Source organism: Pseudomonas sp. SWI44, from assembly GCF_002947915.1.
Classification (GTDB): domain Bacteria; phylum Pseudomonadota; class Gammaproteobacteria; order Pseudomonadales; family Pseudomonadaceae; genus Aquipseudomonas; species Aquipseudomonas taiwanensis.
Genome location: NZ_CP026674.1, coordinates 4854067 through 4866755, shown reverse-complemented (window position 1 = coordinate 4866755; position 12689 = coordinate 4854067). Strand labels below are relative to the sequence as shown.

Here is a 12689-nt window from a genome sequence, read left to right as displayed (position 1 = left end):
CTGTCGATGGCGCGCACGCGCATGGGGTTCAGATGTCCCCGGCGCGGATATCTTCTTCCCGCCGGCTCTGCTGACGGATCAGCAACGTCAGCTCGTGCAGGTGGTCGGCCAACAGCCCCACCAAGTCGTCCGCGGTGACGATTCCGACCAATAGGCCAAAGTCATCGACCACCGGGATCCGCCTGATGTTGGCTCGCCGCATGTTCAGAATCACATCGAACAGGTCTTCGTTCTGGTTCGCGGTGATCAATGGACGTGGCAGCACGTCGATGGCCTGCAGGTCTTCCTGGTCAGGAGGGTTGCGGGCGATGATCCTCAGCGCAAGGTCACGGTCGGTGATCAGGCCGATGGGCCGGCAACGGTCGCGGTCGACAGGCTCGGCCAGCACCAGGTCCCCGACGTGGTACCGGCTCATCATCCGCGCCGCGGCGTAGATGGAAATGCTGGGGGGCGCTGTGACCACATCCCGGTTGCAGTATTTGCCAATGGACATGATGTTCTACCTTTTGGAATGCGAAGGCGGAGCGTCCCTGCTCCTGAAATCGGTCGGGTCAATCACTTGCTGCTTTTGATAGGAATCACTTTTTCAGGGTGAATCGCTTCGGCGCGCTTGGGCAGGTGCACCAACAGTACGCCCTTGGCAAACTGGGCATTGATCTTTTCAGCGTCGACTTCACGGGGCAGTTGGAAGACCCGCTCGAAGCTGCCGTAATGCCGCTCCGACAGGTGGTACTCCTTACGCTTTTCGTCGACCTCTTCCTGCTTCTCGCCGCGAATCACCACATTGCCATTGACCAGCTTGATCTCGATGTCCTTGTCGTCCACACCTGGCAGTTCGGCACTGATGCGAAACTCATCGGCCAGTTCGCTGATATCCATTGCCGGCATGCCATGGGCGAACAGCTCACGGCGCCAGAACGGCTCGACATCGAATGGGGTGTGGCTGAACGGCAAGCGCAATGGCCGGCGCCCGAAATCGTCGAACAGGCTGTCGATCTGGCGCCGCAGCTGCTGGAACGGCCGCCACAGGTCCGACGGCTCGGTGCCGGGTGGAGAAGCCTTGGCAGGTTGGGTGGCTGCGGGAGTGACAGGTACTTTCTTGGCTGCTTCGGACATGGCGACCTCCTCGAATGAGTAATGCCTCCCAGGGAGACACCTCGATCGTGCGCGGGCAGGCAACCCCGCGCTTGACCTTTATCAATCAGCGCGCTGCTGCCATCGCTTGTCGGTTTGATCCTGATCAAAGTCCCGTTCTGGCAGACGCCTAGCCTGAAAACAGTGCGGTCCATCCAGACACTATCGAGGCGACTATGGAGCGGGACGACGGCAAGCGTGTCCGCTTGCTGGAAACCTTCCCTGGCCCGGGTATTCAACAATGCCTGCGCCTGGCACAGTGCAGCCCGCTATTCACCGAGGCGATGCCAGGCCAGTATTGCCTGCTGGCCAATCGCACCGAGCGCTGGCCATGCAGCTACGTCAGCCTGCCCGGAGTGGATGGACGGTTCGTGGTGACTACCCACGGTGCGCACCCGCTGGGGCAGCCAGGCGAGCTGCTGGGGTATTCAGGCCCGTTGGGCAGCGGCTGGCCAGTGCCCTTGCAGAGTGCGCGCCTGCTGGCGATCACACGGGGCGAAGGGATATTGGCGCTATTGTGCATGCTCGATGAGGTCCGCTGCTGGCTGCCTTGGGTACAGGTGCGCTTGCTACACGAGGGCTTGGCGCTGGAGCACCTGCCCGCTGAATGCCGGCCATGGCTTCGCGCGCAAACGACGGCGCCGCGCGACCCCTCAAGCGGATGGATGCAACTGACACAGCAACTGCAAGCATTCAGGCCAGACACGGTCTACTGCTGCGCGCCGCCCCAGGTGGCTCGACAAGCAGCACGCCTGTGTTGGCAAAAGGGGATATCGCCACAGCGCATCTGGCTGCGGACCGACCATATGCCTCGGCCAACCTGGGGGGATCACTGTCCACTGGGAGGGCCGGTCCAGCGCTATGACAGGGTCCTGGCTGCGCTCAAGTGGGTTCCTCCAGCCGGCTGAGGTTCAGCAGGCTTTGCAAGTCGACCAGCCGAACTTCCCGCCCGACGCATTTCACGAACCCTGCCTGGGTGAAACGGCTGAACAGCCTACTGACGGTTTCCAGGGTAAGGTCCAGGTAGTTGGCGATATCGCCACGGGACATCGGCAGGTTGAAGACGTCTGCGCGCAGGCCGCGTTCGTGATAACGCGCCGACATGCCGAGCAGGAATATCGAAAGCCGCTGTTCGGCTCGGCCGTGGCAGCAGCGCAAGTGCTCATCCTTGCCCTGAATCCCCATGCTCAGCATATGCAACAGCTGGTAACGCAAGCCTGGGATCTGCCCCGACAGGTCGACCAGCTGATCCAGCCTGATGGAACACACCAGCGAAACCTCCAGCGCCAGGGCATAGCTTCGATAATGCCTTGCACCAATGGCGTCCAGCCCCAGCATCTCCCCCGGCAGGACGAAACCGGTAATCCGCTCGTTGCCCTCGGTATCGATCAGGAAACTCTTGATCGCCCCTGAGCGTAGGGCGAACACGTGCTCCATCGGCTCATCGGCCTTGAACAGATACTCGCCCTTCTTCAACGGGCGGTTACGGCGCACGATTCGCTCCAGCTTGTCCACTTCGTCGGCACTGAGGCTGGCGGGCAGGCAAAGCCGGCTCAACGAACACGCAAGGCACTTCACATGGGGCCTTGCCCCCATATCCAGTGAGCCTGACATGACCATGCCTCCGCTAATGTGCATGGGGGGTATTAATACAAATTAGCTGGTTCCCCCGGCCTTTTCGCGCCCTCCGACCAAGGGTCACGCCGTCCTGCTCAAGGCTTGATGAAGATCAAGTCAGGTCTGCGCGCTGCTCTCATGCTCGACTGTCGGCAGGTTGCAAGCAGCCAGTGCGGCTCGATCGATGCTCAGTCCAGACAGAAGGCCCCATTTATGAAAATCAATCACTTGCTTTTGATCGCCCCTTGCGATGATCGATACAGCCCGGCGGTTGAGCAAAGCGCCGAATTGGCAATGGCCTTGGACGCCAGTGTTTCGCTTGCCGCGCTGCGTGCCCCATCCCTTGGCGGGCAGAAACCGTCCGTCGAGTCGTACCTGAAACAGCGGGCCTCCCATCTTGCGTCCAGGGGCCTTCGTGTCAGTCCTGATGTCACGGTACTCAAACCCACGGCAAACGGCGTCGCGGCGCAAGTCACGCGCTGTGGCGCGGACCTGGTGGTCATGGACCATGCCGCCGACGAGGCGGCGCATCAGGCCAACCTGGACCTGCAACTGCTGGAAAAAGCTCCCTGCCCGGTGCTGTTCGCTCGCGAACAGGTGGCGCCCAACCTGGAGAAGCTGTTCGTCGCCGCGCCAGCAAGCTGCGAAGACCTCGACGAACGGGCATTGAATGCCCACGTCATCGAGGTAGCCAAGGCCGTATGCCAGGCCCGCAAAGGCAAGATGCACCTGTTTTCGGTCTACGACCAGGCGGCGCTGCTGCGCCATAGCGAGCACTACAGCCTGGCAGAAATCCCAAGGTACGAAACCTTGGCCGCCACGTTCAAGGCATTTGCTGGGCAGCTTGGGATACCGACGCTTCACCATCACCTGATCGTCGGCTCTTGCGCCCATACCCTCTGCGCCTATGCCAATCGGTGCGAATACGACCTGGTGGTGATCGCCAATGCCTATAACCTGCGCCAGCACGAGACACTGCGCTATTTGCTGAGCCACCTCACCTGCAGCCTTTTGGTGGTCAACGCACCGAACAGGGCAATGCAGCCAGCGACCCAAGCCTGGGCGAGCCTTGACGATCCGCTGTTGTTCCCTGCCTGACAGGTGACACCCGCTGGAGGGCAGGCAATTGACAACTATCAAGTCCGCGCAGGGCCAAGCGTCGAAACTGAAGCTCCATTGTCCATTCCCGACACACGAGGATTATTGCCATGGCTCCTACAGAACCCTCCCGCCAATACACCGCGCCCTCGTTTCCCAAGCCTGCGGGCGAGCATTGGATCGAAGCCCTCGACAATGGCACCCATGTGCTGATCAGACCGCTGCAAGCCAAGGACCGGGAGCGCGAGAGGGCCTTCATCGAACGGCTGTCACCGCAGTCGCGGCATTTTCGCTTCCTGTGCCAGATCAAGGAGCCCGGTGAGGCAATGCTCGACCAGTTGATGGCGGTCGACCAGGACCGCCAAGCGGCCTACGTCGCCCTCGCCCATGTGGACGGCGAGCTGCAAGAGGTGGGCATTTCCCGTTACGCCGCCATTGCCGGCAAGGATGAATGCGAATGCGCCGTGACCGTGCTCGACAGCTGGCAGCACCATGGTCTGGGTCGACTCTTGCTCAAGCACCTGACCGATCATGCCCGGGCCAAGGGCCTACGACAGATGTATTCGATCGACTCGGCCGCCAACCAGGCGATGCGTGACCTGGCCAAGGCGGCAGGATTCACCACCAGCACCGACCCGGATGACCCGACCCAGGTCATCCATCGCCTGAACCTGACCTGAAGCGTCGTTGCGCCAGCGCCTGGGGTGGCCACAGCGCTGCCCCACCCGCTCTTCGCCCCACGACCTGCGGCCACATCCGCACGAGGAGGGTATCCATGAACGGTAACTCGCGCAAACTGATGGAGATGCTCTACGGCAAGCAATACCAGGTCGACAGCGCGGAGATCGCCCCCCTGCTGCATCAATTCGCCGAACCCTTGCCCGACCTCGAGTCCCCCGCCTTCGCCGCGCTGTTCGATCGCTACGCCGACGCCCGTGTGGTGATGCTGGGCGAGGCAAGCCATGGCACCAGCGAGTTCTATCGCGCCCGTGCAGCCATTACCCGGCGGCTGATCGAACAGCACGGCTTCGATATCGTGGCCGTCGAAGCCGACTGGCCGGATGCAGGGCACGTTGACCAGTACGTGCGGGGCTTGGCTCATTCGGCATGGAAGCGCCATATATTCAGCCGTTTCCCAACCTGGATGTGGCGCAACAGCGAGGTCAAGGCATTCGCCCACTGGCTGCATGGGCATAATCGCCTGCTCGCCGTCGACCGCCGCGTGGAGTTTCGCGGCCTGGACGTCTACAGCCTGCGCAACTCCATTCACGAAGTGCTGGCCTTTTTGGACCGGACAGATCCGCACCTGGCCCGCGAAGCGCGCCGACGGTATGGTTGCCTGACGCCCTGGCAGGATGACCCGACACTGTATGGCCACTTCGTCGAACGGGGTGGCGTCATGCCCTGCGAGCAGCCTGTGGTCGAACAACTGAATGTGATGCTGGCCGATCAGCTGTCGGGCCTGATCCGCAATGATGAAGCGTTTTTCAATGCCACCCAGAACGCACGCGTGATCATCGCCGCAGAACAATACTATCGGGCGATCTACCGAGGCTCGACTGCCTCGTGGAACCTGCGCGACCGGCACATGTTCGATACCCTGCGCGCACTGCTGGAACATCGCGGGCCACACGCCAAAGCCGTGGTCTGGGCACACAACTCTCACATCGGCAACGCCGATGCCACGGAAATGGGCTGGAAAGGCCAATTCAACATCGGCCAACTGTGCCGCCACGCGTTTGGCCGGGACGCCGTGCTGATCGGCATGGCCACCGACCGCGGACAAGTGGCCGCCGCCAGTGACTGGGATGGCGACATGCTGATCAAGGACATCCGTCCTTCGCGGTCGGACAGTTGGGAGCACCAGTTCCGCCTGGCAGGCGTACCGGCTTCCTTGACCGACTGGCGAGACCCACAGCGCAAGGAGCTTCGTCGCATCTTGTCAATGCCACTGCTCGAACGCGCGATCGGCGTCATCTACCGACCGGAGAGCGAACGGCTGAGCCATTACTTCGAAGCAGTGCTGGCCGAGCAATTCGACGCCCTGCTTTGGATCGAACAGACCCAACCGGTTGACGCCCTGCCTCTGCCGAAACAACAACACCTTGAACCGGAGGACGAAACCTATCCGTTCGGCGTCTGAACATCCGGCCTGCAAGGCTCAAGGGGATGGGTCTTGCAGGTGGGTGACGAACCAGTCACCCGCCAGAACGGCGACTTCGGTCAGGGTGCCAGGCTCTTCGAACAGGTGCGAAGCACCTGCTACTACCTCCAAGCGATGCTCGCAAAGCAGCATCCGACTGGCCTGACGATTGAGTTCCAGGACCTGAACGTCCCTGCCACCAACGATCTGCAGGGTCGGGGCTTGTACCCGCTTGAGCGCTTCGCCTGCCAGATCGGTGCGCCCTCCCCGACTGACCACCGCCGCCACCACCTCCGGGCGCTCGGCCGCCGCACACAAAGCCGCCGCTGCACCCGTACTGGCGCCGAACACGCCAATGCGCAAGCTACCAAGGTCGGGGTCCTGGCCAACCCAATCGATGACATCCGTAAGCCGCTTCGCCAGCAGCGGAATATCAAAGCGCAGCGCGGCGGTCTGGTTGTCCAGTCGCTGCTCCTGCTCGGTCAAAAGGTCAAACAGCAACGAGCCGAGGCCGCGACTGGCGAGCACGTCCGCCACATACTGGTTTCTGGCGCTCAGCCGACCGCTACCGCTGCCATGGGCGAAAATGACCAAGGCCTGGGTGTTGGTGGGTAACCGTAGGTCCGCGAGCAGTTCGACGCCGGGCCATTTCATCGAGCGCAGCACTACCTCAGTCATCTTCAGCCTCCCCGCCACGGCCCCCGGACGACGCTGCGATCCCGGCCTTGTCCATCAGCGCCATGACCTCCTCGTCCGAGGTCTGCGGAAAGTCCTGGTACCAATAGCCGACCGAAACCATCCGATCGGGCACCAGCGGGCAGATCACCTCGTCCACTTCGCTCCACAGGGCCTCTAGCGTTTCCGGTGGCGCGACCGGCACCGCGACCACGATCCGCGCTGGCGATTGGGCACGCACCGCCTGGATGGCCGCCATCATCGAGGCCCCGGTTGCCAGGCCATCATCGACCAGGATCACGGTCTGGTCTTTGAGCCGAAGCGGAGGTCGGCCACCCCGATAGGCGCGCTCACGACGTCTCAGTTCCTGTGTTTCCCTGGCTATCACGCTCTCAAGCAGGGCCCGATCGACCGGATAGGCCCGCAATGCATCGTCATTGAGAATCTTCACCCCTCCCCCAGCGATCGCGCCCATGGCATATTCCGGGTGCGATGGCATGCCAAGCTTGCGCACCACCAGCAGGTCCAGGCGAACCTTGAGGGCGATGGCGACCTCGTAAGCCACCGGCACCCCGCCCCGTGGCAAGGCGAGCACGATTACATCAGCCCGTTCGGCGTATTGGCTCAACGGCGCCACCAGGCAGCGACCGGCTTCAGCGCGGTCGGGGTACAGGGTGCGACGCGCAAGATCATGTGACATGGAAACCTCCCGCGCCGAGACGGCGCCTGTCGTTTCACCTACTGGCAAGCACTACCACCCTTCAAGGCGCCGTCGCCCGGGCTTCTTCAGGTAGCAGGTCGAACTGCTCGAGACAGCGCTGTTCATCGTCCGCCGTCAACGCCTTGTATGCGCTCACTTCCCGCATCGGCGTTTCGAACAAGGCCAGGCGGATCACGCCATTGCGATCGAGGAACGTTTGCGCCAGGCAGGTACACACCGGCTTGCCGACCAGTGCCGTGAGCTTCTCATCCCCTGGGGTGTTCACCTGGGCCTGCAAGTTGTCTGCGCAATTCTCCACGATACGGTCCACCGAGCGCCCCGCCAGCCAAAGCGTGCCGCCAGCGAGCAACGCCAGCAGCAGCAACAGGCCTAAAAGAACATTCGACTCCTGGGTGACCGAGCGCAGGAAGGCAAGCCGAGCCTGCCAGCCCGTGGCCTGACCATTGAAAATGGTCTTGCCGACCGTGCGCTTGACGCCACGCTGCACCACCCAGCCCAACGCCACGCACAAGGCCAGCAAAGCCAGCAGCACGAACGGGTGTTGCATGGGCAGACGCCAGCTTGGGCTCAACGACCGGTAGGTAGCGGCCACCATGAGCAATGCCAAGATCGCCACGATCCACCCCAGGCTACCCCGTGGCCGATGCATCCAGGCCCGGAGTTTCGCCCTCGCTTGTGTTTCCATGACAGCCTCCCGGCCCACGCTAGCGCACTGGGTCAATGGCAACGGTTTCCTGGTACTCGGGCACGCAGACCTGCCAACCGAGCTCGATGCTGATCCGCCGTCGCAGCGTGTCGGCGGCATGGGGCTCGCCATGGATGACGTAGGTCTGGCGTGGCGGGCGGGCGAATCCGCGCAGCCACTCCATGATCTCGTCGGCATCGGCATGCGCTGAAAGGTTCTCCATGGCATGCACCTGGGCCCGGATGGGCACGTCTTCGCCATGCAGGCGGACGTTGTGTGCACCGGCGACGATATCAGCCCCGCGCGTACCACCGGCCTGGAAACCCGAGAACAGGATGCTGTTGCGTGGGTTGGGGGCCAACGCCTTGAGATGGTGCAGCACCCGTCCACCAGTCGCCATGCCACTGGCGGCGATGATCACCGAAGGTTCCCGCAGCTGATCCAGATGCCGGGACTCATCGACCGTACGGATGATATGCGTGCCCCTGCACATTGCCGCGCATTCCGTGGACGTCAAGCGATGCTCGCTTCTGAACTGCTGGTACAGGGCGGTTGCATCGGTGGCCATCGGGCTGTTGAGGTAGACCGGGATGTCGGGTATCAGGCCATCGCGCTTGAGCTTGTACAGGTAGTACATCAGCAACTGGGCACGACCGACGGCGAATGACGGTACCAACGTGATGCCATGGCGCAGGAGGGTCTGGTTGATGACCTGGGCAAGGTATTGCTCGGTTGATTCGGTTGGGTGCTGGCGATCGCCATAGGTGGATTCCACCAGCAGCACGTCTGCCGTCCTGATCAGTTCCGGCGCGCGCATGATCGGGTCCTGTGGCCGGCCAAGGTCCCCGGAGAAGACCAGCGTCTGGCCATCGACCTTGATCTGCACCGTTGCCGCGCCAAGTATGTGCCCGGCCGTGCGCAACAGCAGCTCCATGCCTTGCACGACCATGATCGGGTGATGCAACTCCACAGGGCGCAGCAGTGCCAAGGCGCGCTTCGCATCCTGCTCGGTGTACAGCGGGCGTGCCGGTGAATGCTTGGAGTAGCCGTGGCGGTTGGCATGCTCGGCCTGCTCTTCCTGCAATCGGGCACTGTCGAGCAGCAGGATCTCGGCCAAGGCGCAGGTGGCCGGGGTTGCGTAGATCGGACCGGCATAGCCTTCCCGTGCGAGCACTGGAAGATAACCACTGTGGTCGAGATGGGCATGGGTCAGCACCACCGCATCGAGTGCATGAAGCGCCGCCGGAAGCGGTTCCCAGTTGCGCAGGCGCAGTTGCTTGTAACCTTGGAACAGTCCGCAGTCGATCAGCACACGGCTGCTGTCGCGGGTCAACAGGAACTTGCTGCCGGTCACGGTCCCGGTACCACCGAGAAATGTCAGTTGCATGGCTAGGGCTCCAAGGTTTCGACCGCTTGAGGGTGAACCGCCAGGACACTGCACGGTGGACGGCTGACGATGCGCTCGGTGGTATCGCCCAGCAGCTTGTCCAGCCCTTTGGGCTGCACCACACCCATGACCACCGCGTCGATATCCAGCGCAGCGACCTGCTCGCGAATCACTTGCACCGGGCCACCTTCCATGAAATGGCGGCGATTCGCCGCGACCCCCTCAGTGTCCGCCAAGGTGTCGAACGGCTCCTTCAAGGCGTTGCGCATCTCATCGATCCACGCCTGGGTGACGTTCATGTCCGAGGCGAATACGCCGGCCAGGTTGTAGGCCGAGAGCAGGTGCAACTGTGCATCGCATTGCAGTGCCAGCGCCTGCGCGGCACGGATCAGCCCACGATTGAAGGATGCCTGGACCTCGGGGGTTTCGCTGAAGGAAGTGTCAACGGCGACCAGCACGCGCTGGGGCAGCGACACCGCTGCCGCCGGCACGAAGTGCGTGATGCCCTTCAGGCCCCGCATCAAGGCGCAATCCAGGGGCGTGCTGAACAGTCGCACCATGGTTGGCGTCGCTTCGCTGTCCTTGATGACCATGTCGGGCTGCAGTTCGCTGATGTAGTCGAGGGCCTGGCTGCGGATGTCGTCCGCCTGCAGGCTGTCGACCGTCAAGGCGACACCGCTGCCACGGTGACGCTCGACCAAACCTGCCAGCCGTACACGGTAGTGGTCGAACTGGCGCTGGATATCGGCCTCGTTCAATCGCTCTTCACGCAACAGGTGCTCCTGCGTCGGTTCGAACAAGCCCAGTACATGCACGCTGGCACCACTGACATGCGCCAGGGCCAGGGCCCTGCGCAGCGCGGCCGAATGCGGATCGACCTCGGTGAGCAGCACCAGCAGTTGTCGATATTGACCCATGGCGAACCTCCGGGCTTGCGCGGCTGGCGTGATGATGTAGGCGATTGTCCGGAGGCAGGCTGATGCGCGCTTGATGCAGATCAGAAAAACCACCTGCCGCGCCTGAACTTGACGATTGTCAGAACCGGCGCCGCCCAGCACGGTACAACGGCTGCAGCAAGCATCGACCAGGTAATCGGGAGGCGACATGAACAAGCAGCAGGCTGACCAGCCAGATACGGGCGAGCATTGGATCGAGAAGCTTTCGGACGGCGCTGCCGTACTGATCCGTCCGCTGCGAGAAGAGGACCGCGAAAGGGACCGCCGCTTTCTCAGCACGATCGCCTACGAAGCCCGACGTTTCCGCTTGATCGCTGGGCTCAGTGGCGGCGTGCCAAGCCTGGATGCGCAGCAAATGCCAGTGGATCACCACCAGCGCGAAGCCTACGTTGCCCTGGTCCATGCAGATGGCCAGTTGCACCAGATCGGGGTAAGCCGGTATGCCAGCGTGCCCGGCAGCCGCCTCTGCGAATGCGCCGTCGCCGTGGACGAACAATGGCAGCGCAAGGGGCTGGGCCGGTTGCTGATGCAGCACCTGATCGCAGCCGCCAAGCGCAACGGCTTTCACTGCATGATTTCCAGGGACCTGGCGAACAACTATGCCATGCACCGGCTGACCAAGGGCCTGGGCTTCAGCTCACGCTACTTGGGTGGCGATGTCAGCGAGATCATTCACGAACTTGACCTTCGCACCTGAAGACAAGGCCCTTTGGGGCCTTGTCTCTCAGCCTTGGGAATGCTCCGGTGAAATCACCAGCACGCTGCTGGACAAGCGATTCAGCACCCGCTCGGCAGTGCTGCCGATGAACCAGCCGATGCCGTGATGGTGGTAGCTGCCCATGACCAGTACGTCGATATCGTTGTTCTCCATGAACAGCGCCAGCACCTTGGCCGGGTCTCCCAAGCGCAGGTGGCGGTGTTCGGCGGCGATTCCATTGCGCTCGGCAAGTGCCTGGAAGGCATCGCTTTGCGCCTCGTGCAGTGTCTGGGCCAGGTTGGAGTCGAACAGGAATGAATGCTCGCGGCTGCCGCCGGCGTCCAGGTACATCGACCCCATGTCGTAGGCATATAGCAACTCGATCTGGGCATTGCACTGTAATGCCAGCTTCAGCGCCTCGCTGATGATCTGGTCGTTGAAGCCCTCGAACTGGTCTTCCGGGCGCGACAGGTCCACGGCCGCCAGAATCTTGCGCGGCAGCGCATGGCTGGCCTGGTGAACCAGGTGCAGGGGAATGCGGGTTTCCCGCAGCAACTGAATGTCGAGCGAGGTGAACATTGCCCGTGCCCACCAGGGTTCATGCTCGAAGGCCTTGATCAGCATGGCGAAAGGCTGCTCGCGCAGGTGCACGAGTATCTCGTCCAGCGGATGCTGGACCCATACCACTTCGGTGGTGACCGTCACCCCATTGCGGCGCATCGACAGCGCTTGGGTTTCCAACCATTCACGGTGTTGCTGTACATAGCCTTCGCGCATCACCGCCAGGGCCTGGTCGTTGACCAAGCCCGCGGTGACAAGGCCTTCGAGGTAGTCAAACGCCACGATATGCAGGGCCATGCCCTTGGCCTTGGCCAGCGCCGCCGCACGGTCGTAGACCGGGGTGCGCCGCATCAGAGGCGAAGCGATCAGCAGAAGTCTTTGCGGGTTGTCCATGGCGCACCTCAGCGTTTGGGAAGTGTCCCTGGATCATCCCTGAACCGCCCTATGCGGACTTGACGTTTATCAACTGAACCACTGGACGGACAAACGGCGATGCCAGCTGCGCGAGAATTTGATGCGGATCAAAGCTTCCTGGCGTTTACGGCGCAACCTGACTCTATACCAACAACAATCATCGAACTCCCTGGAGGCGTGCCATGACGCTCATGACAACCTGCGAAGTCGGCCATGAATCATTCGCCAACCCGCCCAATGGCGTGACGAAAATGGCCAATACGCCCTGAACCACCCCTGTTGCTGGCAGGGATGCCTTCGTTTCGCATGGATTTGCAGTTGGTTTGCTCATGCATGCTTCTGGAGGCTTCCATGAACATCTACGTCGAAACAAGCCCTGAACAGAACCGCTGGTGGGTCCGCATGGACGACTGCCGGGTGAGCTTCACGACGCCCGACGAAGCGCAAGCCTTCGTCGATCGGCTTAACGCCCGTCTCAATGCACCCCATTCACGCGACATGCTTGCCGACTGGTCACCACGCCCCGGCATGGGCAGCACGGGTAAAGCCAATGCTCGGATGGCCACTCAGGCAGATCTCCGATGCGCGAAGGAGGCCTGAA

16 protein-coding genes are annotated in these 12689 nt (G+C 62.3%); 6 read left to right on the top strand and 10 right to left on the bottom strand.

What is annotated here, in order from left to right:
* Positions 1-28: 28 nt before the first annotated feature.
* Together C4Q26_RS23005 and C4Q26_RS23000 are read right to left on the bottom strand one after the other, a co-directional pair.
* Positions 29-493 (bottom strand): CBS domain-containing protein, encoded by a 465-nt coding sequence (locus tag C4Q26_RS23005; protein WP_023380981.1) that lies wholly within the window; start codon positions 491-493, stop codon positions 29-31.
* 62 nt (positions 494-555) lie between these two features.
* Positions 556-1116, bottom strand: coding sequence for an Hsp20/alpha crystallin family protein (locus tag C4Q26_RS23000; RefSeq protein WP_023380982.1), 561 nt, complete (start codon positions 1114-1116; stop codon positions 556-558).
* Between the two features lie 194 nt (positions 1117-1310).
* Between C4Q26_RS23000 and C4Q26_RS22995 the strand changes: the two genes are divergently transcribed.
* The gene (locus C4Q26_RS22995) at positions 1311-2042 is read left to right on the top strand and encodes a hypothetical protein (RefSeq protein WP_104883590.1); all 732 of its coding nucleotides are present in this window, start codon (positions 1311-1313) and stop codon (positions 2040-2042) included.
* On the opposite strand, the gene fnr is transcribed toward C4Q26_RS22995, so the two are convergent.
* Both fnr and C4Q26_RS27950 read right to left on the bottom strand, forming a co-directional pair.
* Entirely contained in the window at positions 2017-2748 is a 732-nt protein-coding gene (fnr, locus tag C4Q26_RS22990) for a fumarate/nitrate reduction transcriptional regulator Fnr (RefSeq protein ID WP_041925509.1), read from the bottom strand. The genes C4Q26_RS22995 and fnr overlap by 26 nt on opposite strands.
* 120 nt (positions 2749-2868) lie before the next feature.
* Positions 2869-3282: a hypothetical protein gene (locus C4Q26_RS27950; protein WP_158664635.1), complete on the bottom strand. Its 414-nt coding sequence runs from the start codon at positions 3280-3282 to the stop codon at positions 2869-2871.
* On the opposite strand from C4Q26_RS27950, the gene C4Q26_RS27945 reads away from it, so the two are divergent.
* The 3 genes from C4Q26_RS27945 to C4Q26_RS22975 all read left to right on the top strand — a co-directional run bounded on the left by C4Q26_RS27945 (position 3253) and on the right by C4Q26_RS22975 (position 5992).
* A complete protein-coding gene (locus C4Q26_RS27945; RefSeq protein WP_158664634.1) occupies positions 3253-3849 on the top strand; it encodes a universal stress protein in 597 nt (198 codons plus the stop codon). The two genes, C4Q26_RS27950 and C4Q26_RS27945, sit on opposite strands and share 30 nt — an antisense overlap.
* A 110-nt stretch (positions 3850-3959) precedes the next feature.
* Positions 3960-4529: a GNAT family N-acetyltransferase gene (locus tag C4Q26_RS22980; RefSeq protein ID WP_023380986.1), complete on the top strand. Its 570-nt coding sequence runs from the start codon at positions 3960-3962 to the stop codon at positions 4527-4529.
* A 95-nt stretch (positions 4530-4624) separates the two neighbouring features.
* Positions 4625-5992: an erythromycin esterase family protein gene (locus C4Q26_RS22975; RefSeq protein ID WP_104883589.1), complete on the top strand. Its 1368-nt coding sequence runs from the start codon at positions 4625-4627 to the stop codon at positions 5990-5992.
* A gap of 18 nt (positions 5993-6010) precedes the next feature.
* Here the strand turns inward: C4Q26_RS22975 and C4Q26_RS22970 are convergent, their stop codons facing one another.
* The 5 genes from C4Q26_RS22970 to C4Q26_RS22950 all read right to left on the bottom strand — a co-directional run bounded on the left by C4Q26_RS22970 (position 6011) and on the right by C4Q26_RS22950 (position 10377).
* Positions 6011-6670: a dienelactone hydrolase family protein gene (locus C4Q26_RS22970; protein WP_256583297.1), complete on the bottom strand. Its 660-nt coding sequence runs from the start codon at positions 6668-6670 to the stop codon at positions 6011-6013.
* The gene (locus C4Q26_RS22965; protein WP_023380989.1) at positions 6663-7367 is read right to left on the bottom strand and encodes a phosphoribosyltransferase; all 705 of its coding nucleotides are present in this window, start codon (positions 7365-7367) and stop codon (positions 6663-6665) included. Before C4Q26_RS22965 ends, C4Q26_RS22970 begins: the two co-directional genes overlap by 8 nt.
* 61 nt (positions 7368-7428) lie before the next feature.
* On the bottom strand, positions 7429-8037 hold the full coding sequence (locus C4Q26_RS22960) for a hypothetical protein (RefSeq protein WP_104881632.1): 609 nt from the start codon (positions 8035-8037) through the stop codon (positions 7429-7431).
* 55 nt (positions 8038-8092) lie between these two features.
* The gene (locus C4Q26_RS22955; RefSeq protein ID WP_023380991.1) at positions 8093-9460 is read right to left on the bottom strand and encodes an MBL fold metallo-hydrolase RNA specificity domain-containing protein; all 1368 of its coding nucleotides are present in this window, start codon (positions 9458-9460) and stop codon (positions 8093-8095) included.
* Positions 9461-9462: 2 nt separating this feature from the next.
* Positions 9463-10377 (bottom strand): universal stress protein, encoded by a 915-nt coding sequence (locus C4Q26_RS22950; protein ID WP_027906746.1) that lies wholly within the window; start codon positions 10375-10377, stop codon positions 9463-9465.
* Positions 10378-10564: 187 nt separating this feature from the next.
* Here C4Q26_RS22950 and C4Q26_RS22945 point away from each other — a divergent pair, with 187 nt between their 5' ends.
* Positions 10565-11113, top strand: a complete 549-nt coding sequence (locus C4Q26_RS22945) for a GNAT family N-acetyltransferase (RefSeq protein ID WP_023380993.1) — start codon at positions 10565-10567, stop codon at positions 11111-11113.
* Between the two features lie 27 nt (positions 11114-11140).
* Here the strand turns inward: C4Q26_RS22945 and C4Q26_RS22940 are convergent, their stop codons facing one another.
* Entirely contained in the window at positions 11141-12067 is a 927-nt protein-coding gene (locus C4Q26_RS22940) for a universal stress protein (protein WP_104883588.1), read from the bottom strand.
* A gap of 372 nt (positions 12068-12439) precedes the next feature.
* On the opposite strand from C4Q26_RS22940, the gene C4Q26_RS22935 reads away from it, so the two are divergent.
* Positions 12440-12688 (top strand): hypothetical protein, encoded by a 249-nt coding sequence (locus tag C4Q26_RS22935; protein WP_027906748.1) that lies wholly within the window; start codon positions 12440-12442, stop codon positions 12686-12688.
* Position 12689 lies beyond the last annotated feature (1 nt).

Coding starts and splice junctions, on each gene's coding strand:
- fnr (WP_041925509.1), bottom strand. CDS start 2,748: ATGTCAGGCTCACTGGATATGGGGGCAAGGCCCCATGTGAAGTGCCTT.
- C4Q26_RS23000 (WP_023380982.1), bottom strand. CDS start 1,116: ATGTCCGAAGCAGCCAAGAAAGTACCTGTCACTCCCGCAGCCACCCAA.
- C4Q26_RS22965 (WP_023380989.1), bottom strand. CDS start 7,367: ATGTCACATGATCTTGCGCGTCGCACCCTGTACCCCGACCGCGCTGAA.
- C4Q26_RS22940 (WP_104883588.1), bottom strand. CDS start 12,067: ATGGACAACCCGCAAAGACTTCTGCTGATCGCTTCGCCTCTGATGCGG.
- C4Q26_RS22970 (WP_256583297.1), bottom strand. CDS start 6,670: ATGACTGAGGTAGTGCTGCGCTCGATGAAATGGCCCGGCGTCGAACTG.
- C4Q26_RS22950 (WP_027906746.1), bottom strand. CDS start 10,377: ATGGGTCAATATCGACAACTGCTGGTGCTGCTCACCGAGGTCGATCCG.
- C4Q26_RS22955 (WP_023380991.1), bottom strand. CDS start 9,460: ATGCAACTGACATTTCTCGGTGGTACCGGGACCGTGACCGGCAGCAAG.
- C4Q26_RS22935 (WP_027906748.1), top strand. CDS start 12,440: ATGAACATCTACGTCGAAACAAGCCCTGAACAGAACCGCTGGTGGGTC.
- C4Q26_RS23005 (WP_023380981.1), bottom strand. CDS start 493: ATGTCCATTGGCAAATACTGCAACCGGGATGTGGTCACAGCGCCCCCC.
- C4Q26_RS27945 (WP_158664634.1), top strand. CDS start 3,253: ATGGACCATGCCGCCGACGAGGCGGCGCATCAGGCCAACCTGGACCTG.
- C4Q26_RS22975 (WP_104883589.1), top strand. CDS start 4,625: ATGAACGGTAACTCGCGCAAACTGATGGAGATGCTCTACGGCAAGCAA.
- C4Q26_RS22995 (WP_104883590.1), top strand. CDS start 1,311: ATGGAGCGGGACGACGGCAAGCGTGTCCGCTTGCTGGAAACCTTCCCT.
- C4Q26_RS27950 (WP_158664635.1), bottom strand. CDS start 3,282: ATGCGCCGCCTCGTCGGCGGCATGGTCCATGACCACCAGGTCCGCGCC.
- C4Q26_RS22980 (WP_023380986.1), top strand. CDS start 3,960: ATGGCTCCTACAGAACCCTCCCGCCAATACACCGCGCCCTCGTTTCCC.
- C4Q26_RS22945 (WP_023380993.1), top strand. CDS start 10,565: ATGAACAAGCAGCAGGCTGACCAGCCAGATACGGGCGAGCATTGGATC.
- C4Q26_RS22960 (WP_104881632.1), bottom strand. CDS start 8,037: ATGCATCGGCCACGGGGTAGCCTGGGGTGGATCGTGGCGATCTTGGCA.